Origin of the sequence: Polynucleobacter tropicus (genome assembly GCF_013307225.1) — a bacterium.
In the GTDB taxonomy this organism is placed as follows: domain Bacteria; phylum Pseudomonadota; class Gammaproteobacteria; order Burkholderiales; family Burkholderiaceae; genus Polynucleobacter; species Polynucleobacter tropicus.
The window spans coordinates 1,058,557-1,077,000 of the sequence record NZ_CP028942.1 but is presented as its reverse complement, the minus strand read 5'-3'; the positions used below and the strand labels follow the sequence as shown (position 1 = coordinate 1,077,000).

Below are 18,444 nucleotides of genomic sequence, written 5' to 3'. Positions count from 1 at the left end.
TGTTAATTGAATTAAACAAAATCTTACTGGTAATTTATTTGGATAGCTGACGCATTGCTGCTTCTAAGCCATTTAAGGTAACTGGGTACATGCGATCTTTCATGAGATTTTTCATGATGTCGATAGATTGACGATATTCCCAGATGGATTCAGGTTCAGGATTGAGCCAAGCAAAATGTGGAAAGTGACCTAAGAGGCGATTAATCCAAACTGCGCCAGCTTCTTTGTTGTTGTATTCAACTGATCCGTTTGGGCTCAGGATCTCATAAGGAGACATAGTGGCATCGCCCACAAAAATCAGTTTGTAGTCAGGTCCGTATTTATTAATAATGTCCTGAGTGGCTGTCACTTGGTCTCTACGGCGTCGATTGCTTTGCCAGAGATTCTCATATACGCAGTTATGAAAGTAATAATGCTCTAGATGTTTAAACTCCGCCTTTGCTGCGGAAAATAATTCACCAATACGCTGAATATGATCATCCATGGATCCACCAACATCCATGAGTAACAATACTTTGACCTGGTTGTGGCGTTCTGGCCGCATTTGAATATCCAACATGCCAGCGTTGGCCGCGGTTGAGCGTATGGTTTTATCAAGGTCGAGTTCTAGTGCTGAACCCTGGCGAGCAAAGCGACGTAAGCGCCTTAGCGCCACTTTGATGTTTCTAGTGCCAAGGGCTAAGTTGCTGTCGTAATCTTTAAACTCACGAGCCTCCCAAACTTTGATGGCGGTACGATTGCCTGCGCTCTCACCACCAATACGGATTCCTTCTGGGTGGTAGCCGCTATGACCAAAAGGCGATGAGCCGCCAGCACCAATCCATTTATTGCCACCCCCATGCCATTCCTTTTGTTCTTTGAGTAGTTCTTCAAGGCGTTTTTTGAGCGCCTCAGGGCCGCCTAGTTTCTGTAACGCCGCTTTTTCCTCTTCGGATAAAACGCGCTGCAATTTTTTCTCTAGCCAGTCGACCGGAATATCAGGTGATAGGGCAATGATTTGCTCCACACCCTTAAAGTAGTTGCCAAAAACTTGATCAAAGCGATCAAAGTATTGTTCATCTTTGATAAGTGTCATGCGTGAAAGTTGGTAGAACTCATCAATAGATGGGGCAATCACATCTGACTTTAGCGCTTCTAATAAAGTTAAAAACTCTCTCACGGAAACAGGCACTTTGGCCTCTTTCAAATTGAGAAAGAACGAAATCAGCATTGCTTAACTCTAGTTTTTGACGAACCTGTTAACGATGATTGCGATTCATCATCACCAGGCGCTCAAAAAGATGAATATCTTGTTCATTCTTGAGTAAGACGCCATGCAGAGGTGGCACCACAATTTTTTCGTCTTGGGAGTACAGGGCCTCCGGAGGAATATCTTCCGCGAGCAAAAGCTTTAACCAGTCAATTAACTCAGAGGTGGACGGTTTCTTCTTTAGTCCAGGTAGTGCGCGGATTTGATAGAAGGCTTTGAGGGCGGCTTCTAGGAGATCCTGCTTGATATTAGGGTGGTGGACATCCACGATGCTTTGCATCGTATTGGCGTCTGGAAAGCTGATGTAATGAAAGAAGCAACGACGTAAGAAAGCATCTGGCAATTCTTTTTCATTATTGGAGGTGATGATGACAAGAGGGCGGTGCTTCGCTTTAATGAGTTCACGAGTTTCATATACGTAGAACTCCATACGATCGATTTCTCGCAAGAGATCATTTGGAAACTCAATATCCGCTTTATCAATTTCATCAATTAGTAAAACTGTTGGCTGATCAGCTTCAAAGGCTTGCCATAAGACACCCTTCACAATGTAGTTGCGAATATCTTTTACTTTTTCATCGCCCAGCTGAGAGTCACGCAAACGACTAACCGCGTCGTATTCGTAAAGCCCTTGTTGCGCCTTGGTGGTGGATTTAATGTGCCATTGCAATAGTGGCATATTGAGAGCTGCTGCCACTTCTTCCGCCAACATTGTTTTGCCAGTTCCCGGCTCCCCTTTAATGAGGAGAGGGCGTTGTAGTGCTATTGCAGCATTTACAGCCAACTTCAGGTCATCGGTTGCCACGTATTGCTTGCTGCCATCAAAGCGCTTTGAGGACTGAGGGTTGCTACTCTTGTGTGCTGAGGTCATTTCGGCCAATCAAAATCTGTTCTGTAGGGTGTTCCAGTATAGGTAAATGGCGTTCAATTTTCAGTATTTCTACTGATTTTTGATGCTGAAAGGGCAAAAGAACGCCCCAAATGCGGGTTAAAGAGCCTACTCTCCGCTATACTCTCCCCAGTTGATTTAAATCAAACTCATTAATACTGATTTCTATGAAAAAACTCTCAATTCTTTCTAAATTGCTCGTCTGTGCTGGTCTGGCGTTTGCTGGATTTGCGGCTCAAGCTGATGAAGTTAAAGGTAACGCCAGTGCTGGCAACGGCAAGGTATGGCTTTGTATAGGTTGCCACTCAATTCCTGACTATCGTGCTGACTACCCATTGGTATACAGAGTTCCAATGCTGGGCGGTCAAAACGCTGCTTATATTGCTACCGCTTTATCTGAGTACAAGAAGGGCGAGAGAAAGCATCCAACAATGCGCTCCATTGCAGCTAACTTGTCTGACCAAGACATGGCTGATATTGGCGAGTACTATGCTGCGCAAACTGCCAGCTCACCGAATAACCCATTGAAGTAATAGAGGCGTTTATGAAATTTGCACTAATTACAGCAGCATTGCTATCTAGTATTGGTTTGGTAAATGTGGCAAATGCTGCAAGCGTTGACAAAGGCCAAGCTTTGGTAGAGAAGGCAAATTGTGCTTCTTGCCACGGTGCTGGCTTGAATGCTCCAATCTTGCCTGCGTATCCTAAGTTGGCTGGTCAGTATCCAGACTACATCTATTACGCATTAAAGGCTTACAAAGTAGGCAATGGCAATGCGCAGTATGGTCGTAACAACGCAGTGATGGGTTCGCAGGTTCAGTCTTTCTCAGATGCTGATCTACATGACATTGCTGCTTATGTAGCATCATTGCCAGGGAACTTTGTTATCAAGAAGTAAGATTTCTGATAACTGCATTTAAAAGGGCTTAGATCATTTTCTAAGCCTTTTTTGTTTCAAGCTTCCTGAATTATCTGAGTGCCTCTAATCCGCGCTCCATATGTTTTCTCATCGCCACTTCAGCGCCCGCCTGATCACGCTTGAGTAATGCTTTGAGTATCTCTCGATGCTCAAGCAGGGAATTTTGCAGCCTGCCAGTACTGGTTAGTGAGTCCCGGCGATGGAGTTTGAGAACTTTTCTTAAGTCTGCAATGACGCCATTCATCCAGCGATTGCCAGCGATTTCTTGAATGAGTTCATGAAACTTGCCGTTGATTTCAAAGAATTGCTCTATATCTCGGTCTGCCGCAGCTTTTTCTAGACGGTGATGCCAGTAGTCGAGTTGATTAAGTTCTTCTTCTGTGGCCTTAATGGCTGTTTGTTTAGCTGCTTCACCTTCAAGCAAGGAGAGGATGGTAAAGATCTGCTCGAGATCATTTCTGGCAATTTCCGTCACATAGGCACCGCGACGCATTTTGATCGTCACCAGACCTTCAGAAGCGAGAACCTTGATCGCTTCACGCATGGGGGTGCGACTAATCCCGAATTGATCCGCCAGACTTTGTTCATCCAGCCAACTGCCCGGAGCCAACTGTTTGGCAAAAATCTGCTCCCGAAGTCGATCTGCGACGTCTTCATATAAGGGTCTATTATTCAGTTTTGTATTCATAATTATGAATACATGATATCTAGACAAATATCAAATAGTCAAGCAGAATTAGAGAATCTTATATGCAATGCAACAAAAAACTAGGGAGTGTTTTGTGAGTTCAGAAAAGAAAAATCCATCTAGCAAAGAATGGCCATCATTTCCAGATGTCAATTTAGATTCTTGGAATAAAGCAGCGCAAAAGTCTGCACCTAATGGTGATGTTAATCAGCTTGGCTGGAAAACTCCCGATGGAATTCATCTAAAAGCGCTTTACACATCAGCGGATGCCAAAGATCTTCATTACACAGATACATTGCCAGGTTTTGAACCATTTATACGTGGCCCCCAAGCAACGATGTATTCGGTACGTCCTTGGACGATTCGTCAGTACGCTGGCTTTTCAACTGCTGAAGAATCGAATGCTTTTTATCGCAAGGCTTTAGAAGCTGGCGGACAAGGTGTTTCAGTTGCATTCGATTTGGCAACACACCGTGGTTACGATTCAGATCATCCCCGTGTAACAGGTGACGTTGGTAAGGCTGGTGTTGCCATAGACTCTGTTGAGGATATGAAAATTTTGTTTGATGGCATCCCGCTAGACAAGGTTTCTGTGTCAATGACCATGAACGGCGCGGTCTTGCCGGTATTGGCTGGATACATTGTTGCTGGTGAAGAGCAGGGCGTAAAGCAAGAGCAATTATCTGGAACGATTCAGAACGATATTCTGAAAGAGTTTATGGTGCGTAATACCTATATTTACCCACCAGAGCCTTCAATGCGCATCATCGGTGACATTATTGAGTACACCGCAAAAAATATGCCTAAGTTCAACTCGATTTCTATTTCGGGTTATCACATGCAAGAAGCGGGTGCTAATCAAGTATTGGAGCTGGCGTTTACATTGGCCGACGGTAAAGAATATGTCAAAACCGCCTTAGCAAAAGGATTGGATGTTGACGGATTTGCTGGTCGACTTTCATTCTTCTTCGCGATTGGTATGAACTTTTACCTTGAAGTGGCTAAATTGCGCGCGGCACGTTTATTGTGGTGGCGCATCATGAAGTCTTTTGAGCCAAAGAATCCAAAATCATTAATGTTGCGCACTCACTGTCAGACATCTGGTTGGTCTTTGACGGAGCAAGACCCATATAACAACGTCGTGAGAACGACTGTTGAAGCGATGGCTGCAGTATTTGGCGGTACACAGTCTTTGCATACCAATTCTTTGGATGAAGCAATTGCTTTGCCTTCAGAATTCTCAAGTCGCATTGCTCGAAACACACAGCTCATTTTGCAGGAAGAAACGCATATTACTAGCGTGATTGATCCATGGGCAGGCTCTTACATGATGGAGAATTTGACCCAAGAGATGGCCGATAAGGCCTGGGAGATCATCCAGGAAGTAGACGCTATGGGTGGCATGACCAAGGCGGTTGAGAGTGGTTGGGCCAAACTCAAGATTGAGGCCGCTGCCGCTGAAAAACAAGCGAAGATCGATTCAGGTTCCGATGTAATCGTGGGTGTAAATAAATACAAGCTGGCTAAAGAAGATCTTGTTGATGTCTTAATGATTGACAACGACAAGGTTCGTGATGGACAGGTTGCTCGTCTCAAGGATATTAAGGCGAAGCGCGACAGCAAAAAAGTAGAGGCTGCATTGGAGGCATTAACTAAGGCCGCCGAAGAAGGCTCAGGAAATTTACTGGAGTTATCTGTTAATGCAATTCGTTTGCGCGCAACAGTTGGCGAAGTGTCTGATGCATTGGAAAAAGTTTACGGGCGCCATCGCGCCGATACTCAAAAGGTGACCGGAGTGTATGCAGCTGCCTATGACTCAGCCGAGGGCTGGGCAAAATTACAAACAGAAATCGCTGATTTCGCGAAAGAGTTTGGACGTCGTCCACGTGTGATGATTGCTAAGCTTGGTCAAGACGGTCATGATCGTGGCGCAAAGGTTGTTGCAACCGCTTATGCCGATCTTGGTTTTGATGTGGATATCGGACCTTTGTTCCAAACTCCTGAAGAGTGTGCGCGTCAGGCAATTGAGAATGACGTTCATGCATTGGGTGTTTCAACCTTGGCAGCTGGTCATAAGACTCTGGTCCCAGCCATCATTGCCGAACTGAAGAAACAAGGCGCTGATGACATCATCGTCTTCGTTGGTGGCGTAATTCCAAGACAAGATTATGAGTTCCTGTATGAGGCAGGTGTTAAAGGCATCTATGGTCCAGGAACACCAATTCCAGCCTCAGCCAAGGATGTGCTTGAGCAAATTCGTAAATCTGTAAAACCTGCTTAATACGATCTGGGCGAGATAGGCAAGATGCTCGAGGCAGTTGATCAGGTTTTGGTGAATGATCTCACCAGCGCTCCGTCGCTAAAGCAGCGTAGGGCGTTGGCGAAAGTTATTACATTGCTTGAGTCGACTCGTCTTGATCATCGCAAGCGCGCCGATGATGTTCTGAATGCCTTGTTACCTAAAACAGGGAAGTCATTTCGTTTGGGTATCTCTGGTGTTCCTGGTGTTGGCAAGTCCACCTTAATTGAATCTCTTGGTCTATATTTGATTGAGAAAGGTCATCGGGTTGCAGTTCTCGCAATCGATCCTTCTTCAAGCTTATCTGGCGGATCTATTTTGGGTGACAAAACCCGAATGGAGCGCCTCTCTGTTTTGGAGAATGCGTTTATTCGACCCAGTCCATCATCCCTTACCTTAGGTGGGGTTGCCGAAAAGACTCGCGAAGCCATGTTAGTTGCTGAAGCTGCTGGTTTTGATGTGGTGATTGTCGAGACTGTGGGTGTAGGTCAAAGCGAAATAGCGGTTGCAGGCATGACAGATATGTTTTTGCTGCTGCAGTTACCTAATGCTGGGGATGATTTGCAGGCCATCAAGAAGGGTGTGATGGAAATCGCCGACTTGATTGTCATAAATAAAGTAGATATCGATCCAGATGCTGCAATGCGTGCGCAGCTCTTTATTACCAGCTCATTGAGATTGCTGGGTTTTCAAGGCAATCCAGATCATGCCTCACATGATGTCAATTATTGGCATCCCACGGTAATGACTTTGAGTGCTCTTGAGGGTAGAGGCGTCCCAGAGTTATGGGAAAAGATTTCTCGCTTTGAAAAGCTGCAAAAGGCTAATGGTAAGTTTGACTCACGTCGTAAGCAACAAGCTGGGACTTGGATGTGGGACCGTATTGATGCGGGCTTAAAGAACGCATTTCGTAGTAATGAGGCGGTGCAAGCGCTTCTACCAAATTTGGTTGCAGAAGTTAATCAAGGAACCATGGCGCCTTCAGTTGCAGCAAGACGCTTATTGGAGTCCATGGGTCATGAATTTTTCTAAGGAGTAGGCAATGAAGGAAATCATTCAACAACTAGAGGCGAAGCGCGAGCTGGCACGCTTAGGCGGTGGGCAAAAGCGTATTCAGGCTCAGCACTCAAAGGGTAAGTTAACAGCCCGTGAGCGTATTGAGCTATTGCTTGATGCAGGCACATTCGAGGAATGGGACATGTTTGTTGAGCACCGTTGCCACGACTTTGGAATGGGTGATCAAACCGTACCAGGTGATGGCGTAGTCACTGGTTACGGAATGATTAACGGCCGTCTCGTATTCGTGTTCTCACAGGATTTCACAGTTTTAGGAGGCTCACTATCCGAAGCGCATGCAGAGAAGATTTGCAAGATCATGGATCAAGCGATGAAGGTAGGTGCTCCGGTTATTGGTTTGAATGACTCTGGCGGCGCTCGAATTCAAGAGGGCGTTGCTTCTCTTGGCGGCTATGCTGAAATTTTCCAGCGTAACGTAACGGCCTCAGGCGTGATTCCTCAAATCTCTTTGATCATGGGGCCGTCTGCTGGCGGTGCCGTCTATTCACCAGCGCTTACTGACTTCATCTTCATGGTGAAAGATAGTTCTTACATGTTCGTAACTGGCCCAGAGGTGGTTAAAACAGTTACGCATGAAGATGTCACTGCCGAGGAATTAGGTGGAGCTGTAACGCACTCAACAGTATCTGGTGTTTGCGATTTGGCTTTTGATAACGATGTAGATGCCATCATGATGCTACGTCGTTTCTTCAATTACCTGCCTTTATCAAATCGTGAGAAGCCACCACTCATTAAGGGTGCGAATCGTACTGAAGAGCCAGATTTCTCCTTAGATACTTTGGTTCCATCTAATCCGAATCAACCTTATGACATGAAAGAGTTGATCGAGAAGATTGTTGATGATGGTGAATTCTTTGAGTTGCAACCAGATTACGCAAAGAACATCGTTATTGGTTTTGCACGCATGGAAGGCCGCTCAATCGGCATCGTAGCCAATCAGCCACTAGTATTGGCGGGTTGTTTGGATATTAAGGCATCCATTAAAGCGGCGCGTTTTGTGCGCTTTTGTGATGCTTTCAACATTCCTGTGGTGACATTGGTTGACGTCCCTGGATTTATGCCGGGAACAGCCCAAGAGTACGGTGGCATTATCAAGCATGGTGCGAAATTACTCTACGCATACGCAGACTGCACAGTGCCAAAAGTCACGCTCATTACTCGCAAGGCTTATGGCGGTGCATATGACGTGATGGCCTCTAAGCATTTGCGCGGTGACGTGAACTTTGCTTGGCCTTCTGCTGAGATTGCAGTGATGGGTCCTAAGGGTGCTGTAGAAATCATTTTCCGTGAAGAGAAATCTGATCCAGAAAAGATCGCTGCTCGTGAAGCGGAATACAAGGCTAAGTTTGCAAACCCCTTTGTAGCAGGCCGTCGTGGATATATTGATGATGTCATCCTTCCACACGAAACCCGCAAGCGTATTGCTCGCTCTTTAGCAATGCTAAAAGACAAAGATTTGAAGAATCCTGCGCGTAAACACGGCAATATTCCTCTGTAAAGGCGCTGATAAAAATGACTACAAAAATGTTTAAGAAAATTTTGATTGCTAACCGCGGTGAGATTGCTTGCCGTGTGATGAAGACCGCTAAAAAGATGGGGATTAAAACTGTCGCCGTGTATTCAGAGGCAGACAAGGAGGCCCGACATGTACAGCTGGCTGATGAGGCTGTTTGTATTGGACCTGCACCATCGAGAGAGTCTTATCTTGTAATGGATCGGATTATCCAAGCTTGTAAAGATACTGGTGCAGAAGCGGTGCATCCAGGCTATGGATTCCTTTCTGAGAACGAGCAGTTTGCTAAGCGCTGCGAAGAAGAAGGCATTGTCTTTATTGGCCCTAAACACCAATCTATTGCAGCCATGGGTGACAAGATCGCCTCCAAGAAGCTTGCTCAAGAAGCCAGGGTCAATACGATTCCTGGTTACAACGATGCTATTGATACCAACGAAGAGGCTGTCAAGATTGCTCAAGACATTGGTTATCCAGTCATGATTAAAGCGTCAGCAGGCGGCGGCGGCAAAGGCTTGCGCGTTGCGTTTAACGACAAAGAGGCGGCTGAAGGCTTTGCAGCATGTAAAACAGAGGCTATGAATAGCTTTGGAGATGATCGCATCTTTATTGAGAAGTTTGTTGAAGGTCCAAGACATATTGAGATTCAGATCTTGGGAGATTCTCATGGCAATGTGGTTTACCTCAATGAGCGTGATTGCTCCATTCAACGTCGTCACCAAAAGGTGATTGAAGAGGCTCCATCTCCATTTATTGATCCAGCTACTCGTAAAGCAATGGGTGAGCAAGCGGTCGCCCTAGCTAAAGCGGTGAACTACCAGTCAGCAGGAACGGTAGAGTTTGTCGTCGGCAAGGACAAGTCTTTCTACTTCTTGGAAATGAATACCCGTTTGCAGGTAGAGCATCCAGTTACAGAGAGCATCACTGGTCTTGATCTTGTAGAGCAGATGATTCGTGTTGCTGCAGGCGAAAAGTTGGCATTTAAGCAAGAGGATGTGAAGCTAGACGGTTGGTCAATGGAGTGTCGAATTAACGCAGATGATCCATTCCGCAACTTCTTGCCTTCTACAGGACGTCTTGTGAAGTATCGTCCACCAGAGTCCGTAAATGGCGTTCGTGTTGATACTGGCGTATACGAGGGTGGCGAGATTCCGATGTATTACGACTCCATGATTGCCAAATTGATTGTGCACGGCAAGGATCGTACGGAAGCCATCGAGAAGATGCGTTCCGCATTGAATGATTTTGTGATTCGCGGCATTCATTCCAACATTCCATTCCAAGCGGCGCTATTGCAACACCCAAGGTTTGTGAATGGCGATTTCACAACAGGCTTTATTGCTGAAGAATATCCAGAAGGCTTTAAGAAGGATTCAGTGCAACCTGCTGACCCTAAACGTTTAGCCGCTTTGGCAGCCTTCATGCGCTATCGCTATCTTGAGCATATTAAGATGATTGATGGTCAGTTGGCTGGCCATGAAATGGTTATTGCTAAGAAATTTGTTGTGGTAACTGGCAAAAAAACTGGCTCTATGAATGATCCGTATGAAGTTCCAATTCGGGTTGAGCTTAAAGACGGTGTTTATTCAGTCTATATTGAAGAAAAAGATGGTGTTAGCCGTTATGACATCGTCAGCGATTGGCGTCCAGGTCAAATATGTCTTAATGCAACAATCAATGGCACGCAGAAAATCACCGCTCAAGTAGAACGCAAGGGTGTGAAGTTCTGCCTCATTCTGGATGGCGCACACTATGAGTGTATGGTTCTCAGTCCATTGGGTGCAGAGCTTCAGCGTCGTATGCCAGTGAAGCTTCCACCCGATACATCTAAGCTTGTTATGTCACCGATGCCAGGTTTGCTAACTAAAGTTGCGGTTAAGGTTGGGGAAGCTGTAACTGCAGGTCAGAAACTAGCCTCAATTGAAGCAATGAAGATGGAGAATACGATTTCGGCAATGCAAGATGGCGTTGTTGCGGAGATCTGTGCCAAAGAGGGTGAGAGCTTGGCAGTTGATCAATTAATTATTCGTTTTGAATAAGAGGGGTTCCGTTTAAATGACAGCTAAGCCTTTTAAGATTCTCGGAATTCAGCAGATAGCGATTGGTGGCGAGAATAAAGATCGCCTCAAGAAGCTATGGGTCGATTTATTCGGTTTTGAATATAAGAGCACTTTTGTATCTGAACGTGAAAACGTTGATGAAGATATTTGTTCAATTGGCTCTGGAGTACATGAGATCGAGGTTGATCTCATGCAACCTCTGGATATAAATAAAAAGCCAGCAGTGCATCAAACGCCGCTAAATCACATTGGTTTGTGGGTTGATGATTTGCCAAAAGCTGTTGAGTGGTTATCCGCAAATGGTCTGCGCTTTGCGCCAGGTGGAATTCGCAGGGGCGCTGGCGGCCACGACATCACCTTTGTCCATCCTAAAGGTAATGACGAGTTTCCGATTGGCGGAGAAGGGGTCCTAATTGAGTTGGTTCAAGCTCCTCCAGAAGTAATTGCTGGATTAAGTTCATAATTTGGGTTTTAGCCAACGCAATAAGAGTTCAATTTGAAACGCATCTTGGCCATCGACACCTCATCGGCTTGGTGTTCGGTGGCTTTATCTTTAGGTGAGGTAGAGCCTGCATTTAGACATCAGCCAGTCGCCGCTGGTGCTAGTCAGCTACTTTTGCCATGGATCGAAGAGATGCTGCAAGCTTCAAAGCTTGCTATGGCCGATTTGGATGCTATAGCGATTGGTATTGGCCCAGGAGCATTTACAGGCGTGCGATTAGGGGTTGCTGCTGCTCAAGGTCTAGCGCTAGCCGCAAATCTACCAGTGATTCCGATTGCAAGCTTAGATGCAATTGCAATGGAATTGTTATCTAATCAAAGCTTCCATAAAATACAGCCCAGTCAGTTTGTAGTTGCGGTTGACGCACGCATGGACGAAATTTACTGGGCTAAATATCAATATGCATCATCAGATAACGAGCCCCAGAGGCTGGGCGATATTCATTTGAGTAGTCCTGAAGCGATTGACTTGGAAGGCGCGCGGTATTTAGCTGGTAGCGCAATTAATGCTTATGGCAATCGCTTATTTACCCACCATCAACTGCCTGTTAATTGCTTAGATGCAAATATTGGTGTTTCTGCACTTGGGATTTTGGGCTGTGCAATGCCTGCATTGGTTAGCGGCAAGCAAATACCGGTTCAAGAGCTGGAGCCGCTTTATGTACGTAATAAAGTGGCTTTAACTACTGAAGAGCGCGATCAGATCTTTAAAAAGGGCACCCAGCAATGACAAGCCCAAAAGAAGTTGCCGAGCTTTCTTTTATGCCCATGCAGCCGGCAGACCTTGATGCCGTATTGGCAATCGAATCTGTTTCTCATATTCATCCATGGACCCGAGGAAACTTTTCCGATTCTCTGGCGGCAGCACATTGGGCTTATTGCATCAGACCAAGCCTTGCTGAGAACGATGTATCTCCAGGTACATTTACGGATTCTCAGGCTTTATGGGCATACTGCATTTTGTATCCCGCAGTTGATGAGCTCCATCTCTTGAATATCACGGTCTCACCGAAATTAAGAAAGCTAGGCTTGGGTGCTCGCATGATGGAGGCAATCGAGGGAGTTGCAGCTCAGCAAAAAATGCCTCGAATCATATTGGAAGTGCGTCCCACAAATGAGCCTGCTTTTGCCTTGTATAAAAAATTGGGGTATGAGCAGATAGGTATACGAAAAGGTTACTATCCAGCCAGCCCTGAGACGGGTATTCGGGAGGATGCAATTGTCATGGCAAAATCCATTAAGCTAGAGTCATGAGCAATTTGCACGCAAGCTATTTGAAAGAAATGGGCATTACCGAATGGGTCTCAAGAGAGCAGGGGTCTACTGTACCTTCAATTCCTGCGATCAAGTCCGCAGAAGATAGTGCGGTCTCACAGGCTGCAGAATCCTCAGTTCGGGCACATTGGTGGTTCTTTGGAGCAAAGCCTCAGGGTGATACGCAGTTGCTCTTTCAGAATCTCATTCGAGTTTTAGGTTTATCTTCTCAAGAGTGGTCTTGGAAGCTTCCGAGCGATGACTTATCTAAGCTCACAATGCCGGAGGATGGTGCGCCAGTGGTGGCGCTTGCTTTTGGCGGACCAGCCGTACAGAAAGTCACAGGTGAGTGTGATCCTTTGTCCCAGTTGCGTGAAACTATATTGGCCTTGAGTACTGGAAATGATGATGAGATTCCAGTGGTCGCCTCTCAAGACCTTGCGCAAGTGGTTGGAAAGCCAAAGGAGAAGGCTTTGCTTTGGCAAGATTTGTTATTGGCTAAATCAGTTCTGCAAAATATTTAGTGCCTCGTAGCTATACAAGGCATAATTTTTTAGTGCTTATGTTCACCAATCAAATGCATTGAGTCGTATTCTGCTTGGTTACGAGCATGACGCTTGATTACGAGCCACATGATGCCGCTGACCGCAAGTCCAAAGCCAATAATGACGGCCTGAACAGGCACATCTAACCATATCAACAAAGAATACATGGCGAGCATTGCTAGTACAGAAATATTTTCATTGAAATTTTGTACTGCAATTGAATGACCTGCCGACATGAGAACGTGGCCGCGATGTTGCAGTAAGGCGTTCATTGGCACCACAAAGTAACCTGCAAGCCAACCAACTAAGATCAACAATGCATACGCAGGTAATAAATTCAGTGTGACCTGTAATTTGCCAATTGTCATGAGCGTGGTATTGGGTAATAAATCAGAGTTGTAAATTGCCATTACGCAGACGACCAAACCCATGACAATGCCGTAGGGTAATACATTAAGAGAGCTACGGAGTGGTACGCGCCAAGCTGCCCACACAGCACCACCTGCCACGCCTACGGCTGAGATAGCCTGCAATATCGCGCCTTGCGAAAGGTTCATATGAAGGGCAACTTGCGCCCATTTGATAACAATGAACTGCAGGGTTGCTCCAGCGCCCCAAAACAATGTTGTCACTGCTAGGGAGATTTGTCCTAGGCGATCGTTCCAGAGCGTTTTGAAGCAAATTGAAAAATCCTTGATGAGTGCGATGGGATTTGTCTTTTGAGATACATAGCGTGCGCCAGTATCTGGAATCTTAAGATTAATAAGTGCTGCTACTACATAAATCATCATGATGATGAGAATGGCTGATTCTGCAGGAGTATCGATGCTTGTATCAAAGCTGGGCATATCAAGCGCAAGTAAGCTTTGTGACACAGTGCTGCTGATTAAAATACCACCTAATACAGTCCCCAAAATGATCGACCCAACAGTAAGTCCTTCTATCCAGCCATTTGCCGCCACGAGTTTTTCAGGGGGGAGGAGTTCAGTCAGAATTCCGTATTTGGCTGGGGAGTAGGCTGCAGCACCTAAACCAACAACTGCATATGACAGCAAAGGGTGCCCACCAAAAAGCATGGCAACACAGCCAATGAATTTAATGGTGTTCGTAATGAACATTACATTACCTTTTGGGCGGGAATCTGCAAATGCACCCACAAATGCAGCAAGCAGGACATACGACAATACGAAGAATAATTTGAGTAAAGGGGTCATCCAGGCCGGAGCGCTAAGCTGGGCCAGAAGGGCAATTGCTGCGATGAGCAGGGCGTTATCAGCAAGCGACGAAAAAAATTGCGCCGCCATAATGATGTAAAAACTACGGTTCATTCGTACAATCTAGTCATTAATACAATTAAAACATGAAAGGAGGGGTAAATATGGGTGCTTCAGCTAATGGCTTGATTAATAGACCAATTTTGGCATCTATTGACACCCAGGCCTTTGCACACAATTTAAACCGAGTTCGTGAACTTGCTCCTGAGTCCAAGATTTGGGCGGTGATTAAGGCGCGTTCATATGGTCATTCCTTTGATGCTGCCCTAAAGGGGCTTGGTTCCACAGATGGTTTTGCGCTTCTGGATATTCAAGATGCTGTTTGGCTTAGAGAGCATGGATGGCAGGGGCGGATTTTGCTCTTAGAGGGACTTTTTCATGAAAATGAATTGGCTCTCGCACAAGAACTGAATTGCGATTTAGTGGTTCATTGTGATGCTCAAGTAGGATGGTTAGAGCGATATGCCGATAAAGTCCACAAGCCTATTAATGTTTTTTTGAAGATGAATACAGGCATGAACCGCTTGGGATTTACGCCCGATAACTACAGAACAGTATTTCACCAACTACATGCTGCTGGCTACCATATGCATCACATGACCCATTTTGCTAACGCAGATCAGGTCAATCAAGAGCCAACAGTTGGCAGTCAGCTTGAATTATTCGATCAAACTATACAAGGCCTTGAGGGCTCAACCTCTTTGGCAAACTCAGCCGCGATCTTGTGGCACCGCAACGCGCTAGGTGACTGGGTTCGCCCTGGAATCATGCTCTATGGCGCTTCTCCAACTGGTTTATATGCTGATATAGAGCACGCCCATTTGAAGCCAGTAATGCAGCTTCGTAGTGAAGTTATTGATATTCAAAATTTACGCAAGGGTGATCGCATTGGTTATGGCGGACGTTTCTGTGCACCCGAAGATATGCGTATCGGAATTATTGCCTGTGGCTATGCCGATGGTTATCCACGACATGCAAAAGACGGCACCCCCGTATGGGTAGGAAATTCAGCCGAATCTAGCGACGGTGTGATTTGCCCACTCGTAGGGCGTGTATCTATGGATATGTTAACTATCGACTTGAGAAATGCGCCTCACTCTAATATTGGCAGCTTAGTCGAGTTATGGGGAAGCAAAGTTCCAGTAGATGAGGTTGCAAGAATGAGTGGCACGATCGGTTACGAGTTACTTTGTGCTGTAGCGCCAAGAGTGCCAGTAGCAATTAAATAGTTAGGCATTTACTAGGACGAGCTAAATCATGAGTTGAAATAAAAAATCCTCTTTGTAGAGGATTTTTTGTGCAGCTTATAAATTCATGATGCGGAATTATTTATTCCAGATTTGCCACCAGCGACGCTCTTTTTGAACCCGTTGACCAGTTTCCATCATCTGGCTATCGGGGAAGTTCAATTTGAATACGCGCAACGTGTCATTGCTGAGCTGGGTGAGCCCCAATTTTTCATAAGACTTGGTGAGAATATATAGGGCCTCTTCAACTGCTGGCGCCCGATCGTAGTCTTTAATAACCAGTTGGGCTCTATTGGCAGCGGCTAGATAGGCGCCGCGCTGGTAGTAGAAGCGGGCGACTATGACATCAGCCTCGGCTAGTGAGTTCACGATGTAACGCATGCGATCTAATGAGTCGGGTGCATATTTACTGTTTGGGAAACGCTCAACAACAGTTTTAAAAGACTCAAATGCTTCTTTGGCTGCTTTAGGGTCGCGCTCGCTTAAATCTTGGCCGGTAAATTTGCCAAGCCAGCCCAAGTCATCATTAAAAGTAATTAATCCTTTAAGGTAGTAAGCGTAGTCCAAAGTTGGACTACCTTGATGCAACTTAATAAAGCGATCAATTGCAACTAGAGCCTGCGTTTGTTCTTGGGCCTTCCAATAGCAGTAGGCTGCATTAATTTGCGCTTGCTGAGAATACGGGCCAAATGGGAAGCGTGCCTCGAGTTTGTCAAAGTACTTTCCGCACTTTGCATAATCAGCATCATTGAGCTTATCCGTTGCTTCTGAATACAACTTGGACTCTGACCAAATATCGGTGTCATCTTTTTGACCATCACTACCAGCACAACCCCCCAAAAGGAATAAGCTGCAGACAACTGCGATTAGTAGCGCAACAGAAACCAAGCTGAATTGAGGGCTTTGCTTTTGTGACGCAAAAGATCCAGCAAGCCTTAAACTGGCGTCTGATATTGCTTCGGACATAACTGAAAGGCTCTTTAAGCGTGGCATTGCCGCAAACTCCTGATTCGAATCCCATTGATTATATCGATGAAGAGGATTTCATCTCCCTGGAAATGCCTCTGGAGATGGCTGGCGAACGTCTGGATAAGGCGCTGGCGGTATCTTTGCCGGATTATTCCCGTAATCGTCTAAAAACTTGGGTTGAGGCGGGCGCTGTCATGGTGGATGGCAAGGTAACAAAGGCTCGCTATTTATTGCGGGGTGGAGAGAGTATTAAGCTATTTCCGCAGGAGATGCCGGAGCAACATGCTTTCAGCCCGCAAGATATTCCTCTGGATGTGGTTTATGAGGACGACTCAATTATTGTGATTAATAAGCCGCCTGGTTTGGTTGTGCACCCTGCAGCTGGTAATTGGTCAGGGACATTGTTAAATGGCTTACTTTTTAAATACCCAGAGCTAAAGTCATTACCGCGCGCAGGGATTGTCCATCGCTTGGATAAAGATACTTCTGGATTGATGGTGGTAGCTCGCACATCTCAGGCTCAGACTGCATTAGTTCGTCAATTACAAGATCGAACAGTAGGGCGTCGATATTTAGCATGGGTTTGGGGTGATACCCCAGCTCAAGGTAAGGTGCTTGCATCGGTAGGACGTGATCAGCGTGATCGCCTCAAGATGTCCGCGGGTAGTCCACAAGGCAAGCCAGCAGCAACTTTATATCGCAGGCTTGTTAAGGGGAGGTTTCAGGATCATCCAGTTTCTTTGGTGGAATGTCGTCTTGAAACTGGGCGTACACATCAAATTCGTGTGCACTTAGAGTCATTGGGGTTTCCCTTATTGGGTGATCCTGTCTATCGCAAGAAAACACCCGGGGTTTCCCAGTCCTTGCCTTTTGCTCGACAAGCACTGCATGCGTTTGCGCTTAGTTTGCAACACCCTCAGACTCATGAGCTTGTAAGTTGGTTTAAGGCGCCCCCACCGGATTTAATGGATTTGCTACCGAATCTTGGTATGTCTAATGAAGATTTGCCGCAAGAGCAGAGCGTATTAGCCGCAATTCATCAAGGGCAAGCGCCGAATGAATAACTCGGTACCTGCACTCAAGCTCCTAAAACCCGAATGGCCAGCACCGCCACGAGTAAAGGCAGCAGTTACCACTAGAGAGGGCGGCATTAGTCAGGGGTCATATCACTCTCTCAATTTAGGCGATCATGTTGGCGATGATCCAAAGTGTGTTCTTGCAAATAGAGTGTTGTTAGGTAAGTTATTGCCAAATGAACCTATTTGGTTGAAGCAAGTTCATGGCGTGAAGGTAAGCACTCCAGATGCTCGACTTGATGAAGCGGACGCGGTTGTGACGAATAAGCCTAATGAAGTTTTAGCAATTATGACCGCCGACTGTTTACCCGTTTTATTTACCAGTGAATCCGGTGATGTTATTGGTGCGGCGCATGCGGGGTGGCGAGGCTTGTGCAATGGCGTACTTGAAAATACTGTGAAAGAGATGCAAGCGTTATCTGGAGCCAGCTCTGCCAAAAATATGCTGGCTTGGTTCGGCCCCGCTATAGGCCCTACAGCTTTTGAGGTTGGTACCGATGTGCTTGAGGCTTACCAAGATGCCAAAATTTCATTTCCTAATCAATCGTTTGTAGCTGTACCAAACAAACCTGGCAAATATTTAGCCAATTTATATCTATTAGCACGCAGTCGTCTCGAGTCAATTGGCCTTAATCAAATTTATGGCGGTCACTATTGCACCGTAAATCAAGAGGAGCAATTTTTTTCTTATCGTCGCGATGGGGTGACTGGTAGATTTGCGAGCCTCATTTGGATATCTCAATCCAAGTAGTTTGCTAACTAGTCTAGTTACCTGGTTGCGTTGCATTCATTCCATCATGTACTGAGGGTTATTACTAGATAAACCCTGTTTCTAGGGTTATTGCGTATAACTCTATTGCACTTACGGGTGGAGAATGCTCTAAACC

18 protein-coding genes are annotated in these 18,444 nt (G+C 45.8%); 13 read left to right on the top strand and 5 right to left on the bottom strand.

Annotated elements, in window-relative coordinates; all coding sequences use genetic code 11:
- Window positions 1–34: 34 nt before the first annotated feature.
- Together DCO17_RS05585 and DCO17_RS05580 are read right to left on the bottom strand one after the other, a co-directional pair.
- Complete coding sequence (locus DCO17_RS05585; protein WP_173955782.1) at window positions 35–1,210, bottom strand: vWA domain-containing protein; 1,176 nt, start codon at window positions 1,208–1,210, stop codon at window positions 35–37.
- Window positions 1,211–1,238: 28 nt separating this feature from the next.
- Window positions 1,239–2,120: an AAA family ATPase gene (locus tag DCO17_RS05580; RefSeq protein ID WP_173955781.1), complete on the bottom strand. Its 882-nt coding sequence runs from the start codon at window positions 2,118–2,120 to the stop codon at window positions 1,239–1,241.
- Between the two features lie 185 nt (window positions 2,121–2,305).
- On the opposite strand from DCO17_RS05580, the gene DCO17_RS05575 reads away from it, so the two are divergent.
- The gene (locus tag DCO17_RS05575; RefSeq protein WP_254598714.1) at window positions 2,306–2,671 is read left to right on the top strand and encodes a c-type cytochrome; all 366 of its coding nucleotides are present in this window, start codon (window positions 2,306–2,308) and stop codon (window positions 2,669–2,671) included.
- Window positions 2,672–2,682: 11 nt separating this feature from the next.
- Window positions 2,683–3,036 (top strand): c-type cytochrome, encoded by a 354-nt coding sequence (locus tag DCO17_RS05570; protein WP_173955780.1) that lies wholly within the window; start codon window positions 2,683–2,685, stop codon window positions 3,034–3,036.
- Between the two features lie 70 nt (window positions 3,037–3,106).
- On the opposite strand, the gene DCO17_RS05565 is transcribed toward DCO17_RS05570, so the two are convergent.
- Window positions 3,107–3,745 carry a GntR family transcriptional regulator gene (locus tag DCO17_RS05565; protein WP_173955779.1) on the bottom strand — a complete coding sequence of 213 codons (639 nt, stop codon included), beginning with the start codon at window positions 3,743–3,745 and terminating at the stop codon, window positions 3,107–3,109.
- A gap of 67 nt (window positions 3,746–3,812) precedes the next feature.
- Between DCO17_RS05565 and scpA the strand changes: the two genes are divergently transcribed.
- The 8 genes from scpA to DCO17_RS05525 are packed head-to-tail and all read left to right on the top strand — an operon-like array spanning window position 3,813 to window position 12,970.
- Window positions 3,813–6,026, top strand: coding sequence for a methylmalonyl-CoA mutase (gene scpA, locus DCO17_RS05560; RefSeq protein ID WP_173955778.1), 2,214 nt, complete (start codon window positions 3,813–3,815; stop codon window positions 6,024–6,026).
- A gap of 24 nt (window positions 6,027–6,050) precedes the next feature.
- Complete coding sequence (gene meaB / locus DCO17_RS05555) at window positions 6,051–7,076, top strand: methylmalonyl Co-A mutase-associated GTPase MeaB (protein WP_173955777.1); 1,026 nt, start codon at window positions 6,051–6,053, stop codon at window positions 7,074–7,076.
- 10 nt (window positions 7,077–7,086) lie between these two features.
- A complete protein-coding gene (locus tag DCO17_RS05550; protein ID WP_173955776.1) occupies window positions 7,087–8,619 on the top strand; it encodes an acyl-CoA carboxylase subunit beta in 1,533 nt (510 codons plus the stop codon).
- Between the two features lie 26 nt (window positions 8,620–8,645).
- On the top strand, window positions 8,646–10,670 hold the full coding sequence (gene accC / locus DCO17_RS05545; RefSeq protein WP_173956718.1) for an acetyl-CoA carboxylase biotin carboxylase subunit: 2,025 nt from the start codon (window positions 8,646–8,648) through the stop codon (window positions 10,668–10,670).
- 16 nt (window positions 10,671–10,686) lie between these two features.
- Window positions 10,687–11,154, top strand: coding sequence for a VOC family protein (locus DCO17_RS05540; RefSeq protein WP_173955775.1), 468 nt, complete (start codon window positions 10,687–10,689; stop codon window positions 11,152–11,154).
- Between the two features lie 33 nt (window positions 11,155–11,187).
- Window positions 11,188–11,922, top strand: coding sequence for a tRNA (adenosine(37)-N6)-threonylcarbamoyltransferase complex dimerization subunit type 1 TsaB (gene tsaB, locus DCO17_RS05535; protein WP_173955774.1), 735 nt, complete (start codon window positions 11,188–11,190; stop codon window positions 11,920–11,922).
- Entirely contained in the window at window positions 11,919–12,446 is a 528-nt protein-coding gene (gene rimI, locus DCO17_RS05530; protein WP_173955773.1) for a ribosomal protein S18-alanine N-acetyltransferase, read from the top strand. The genes tsaB and rimI overlap by 4 nt, the downstream gene beginning before the upstream one ends.
- Window positions 12,443–12,970, top strand: coding sequence for a uracil-DNA glycosylase family protein (locus tag DCO17_RS05525; RefSeq protein WP_173955772.1), 528 nt, complete (start codon window positions 12,443–12,445; stop codon window positions 12,968–12,970). The genes rimI and DCO17_RS05525 overlap by 4 nt, the downstream gene beginning before the upstream one ends.
- Before the next feature lie 29 nt (window positions 12,971–12,999).
- On the opposite strand, the gene lplT is transcribed toward DCO17_RS05525, so the two are convergent.
- Window positions 13,000–14,319, bottom strand: coding sequence for a lysophospholipid transporter LplT (lplT, locus tag DCO17_RS05520; protein WP_173955771.1), 1,320 nt, complete (start codon window positions 14,317–14,319; stop codon window positions 13,000–13,002).
- Between the two features lie 74 nt (window positions 14,320–14,393).
- Here lplT and alr point away from each other — a divergent pair, with 74 nt between their 5' ends.
- Window positions 14,394–15,494, top strand: coding sequence for an alanine racemase (alr, locus tag DCO17_RS05515; protein ID WP_173956717.1), 1,101 nt, complete (start codon window positions 14,394–14,396; stop codon window positions 15,492–15,494).
- Window positions 15,495–15,590: 96 nt separating this feature from the next.
- Here the strand turns inward: alr and DCO17_RS05510 are convergent, their stop codons facing one another.
- The gene (locus DCO17_RS05510) at window positions 15,591–16,478 is read right to left on the bottom strand and encodes an outer membrane protein assembly factor BamD (protein WP_173955770.1); all 888 of its coding nucleotides are present in this window, start codon (window positions 16,476–16,478) and stop codon (window positions 15,591–15,593) included.
- A gap of 20 nt (window positions 16,479–16,498) precedes the next feature.
- Between DCO17_RS05510 and DCO17_RS05505 the strand changes: the two genes are divergently transcribed.
- Both DCO17_RS05505 and pgeF read left to right on the top strand, forming a co-directional pair.
- Entirely contained in the window at window positions 16,499–17,545 is a 1,047-nt protein-coding gene (locus DCO17_RS05505; RefSeq protein ID WP_217425404.1) for an RluA family pseudouridine synthase, read from the top strand.
- A complete protein-coding gene (gene pgeF, locus DCO17_RS05500; RefSeq protein ID WP_173955769.1) occupies window positions 17,538–18,308 on the top strand; it encodes a peptidoglycan editing factor PgeF in 771 nt (256 codons plus the stop codon). The genes DCO17_RS05505 and pgeF overlap by 8 nt, the downstream gene beginning before the upstream one ends.
- Window positions 18,309–18,444 lie beyond the last annotated feature (136 nt).

Coding starts and splice junctions, on each gene's coding strand:
- DCO17_RS05585 (WP_173955782.1), bottom strand. CDS start 1,210: ATGCTGATTTCGTTCTTTCTCAATTTGAAAGAGGCCAAAGTGCCTGTT.
- DCO17_RS05580 (WP_173955781.1), bottom strand. CDS start 2,120: ATGACCTCAGCACACAAGAGTAGCAACCCTCAGTCCTCAAAGCGCTTT.
- DCO17_RS05575 (WP_254598714.1), top strand. CDS start 2,306: ATGAAAAAACTCTCAATTCTTTCTAAATTGCTCGTCTGTGCTGGTCTG.
- DCO17_RS05570 (WP_173955780.1), top strand. CDS start 2,683: ATGAAATTTGCACTAATTACAGCAGCATTGCTATCTAGTATTGGTTTG.
- DCO17_RS05565 (WP_173955779.1), bottom strand. CDS start 3,745: ATGAATACAAAACTGAATAATAGACCCTTATATGAAGACGTCGCAGAT.
- scpA (WP_173955778.1), top strand. CDS start 3,813: ATGCAACAAAAAACTAGGGAGTGTTTTGTGAGTTCAGAAAAGAAAAAT.
- meaB (WP_173955777.1), top strand. CDS start 6,051: ATGCTCGAGGCAGTTGATCAGGTTTTGGTGAATGATCTCACCAGCGCT.
- DCO17_RS05550 (WP_173955776.1), top strand. CDS start 7,087: ATGAAGGAAATCATTCAACAACTAGAGGCGAAGCGCGAGCTGGCACGC.
- accC (WP_173956718.1), top strand. CDS start 8,646: ATGTTTAAGAAAATTTTGATTGCTAACCGCGGTGAGATTGCTTGCCGT.
- DCO17_RS05540 (WP_173955775.1), top strand. CDS start 10,687: ATGACAGCTAAGCCTTTTAAGATTCTCGGAATTCAGCAGATAGCGATT.
- rimI (WP_173955773.1), top strand. CDS start 11,919: ATGACAAGCCCAAAAGAAGTTGCCGAGCTTTCTTTTATGCCCATGCAG.
- DCO17_RS05525 (WP_173955772.1), top strand. CDS start 12,443: ATGAGCAATTTGCACGCAAGCTATTTGAAAGAAATGGGCATTACCGAA.
- lplT (WP_173955771.1), bottom strand. CDS start 14,319: ATGAACCGTAGTTTTTACATCATTATGGCGGCGCAATTTTTTTCGTCG.
- DCO17_RS05510 (WP_173955770.1), bottom strand. CDS start 16,478: ATGTCCGAAGCAATATCAGACGCCAGTTTAAGGCTTGCTGGATCTTTT.
- pgeF (WP_173955769.1), top strand. CDS start 17,538: ATGAATAACTCGGTACCTGCACTCAAGCTCCTAAAACCCGAATGGCCA.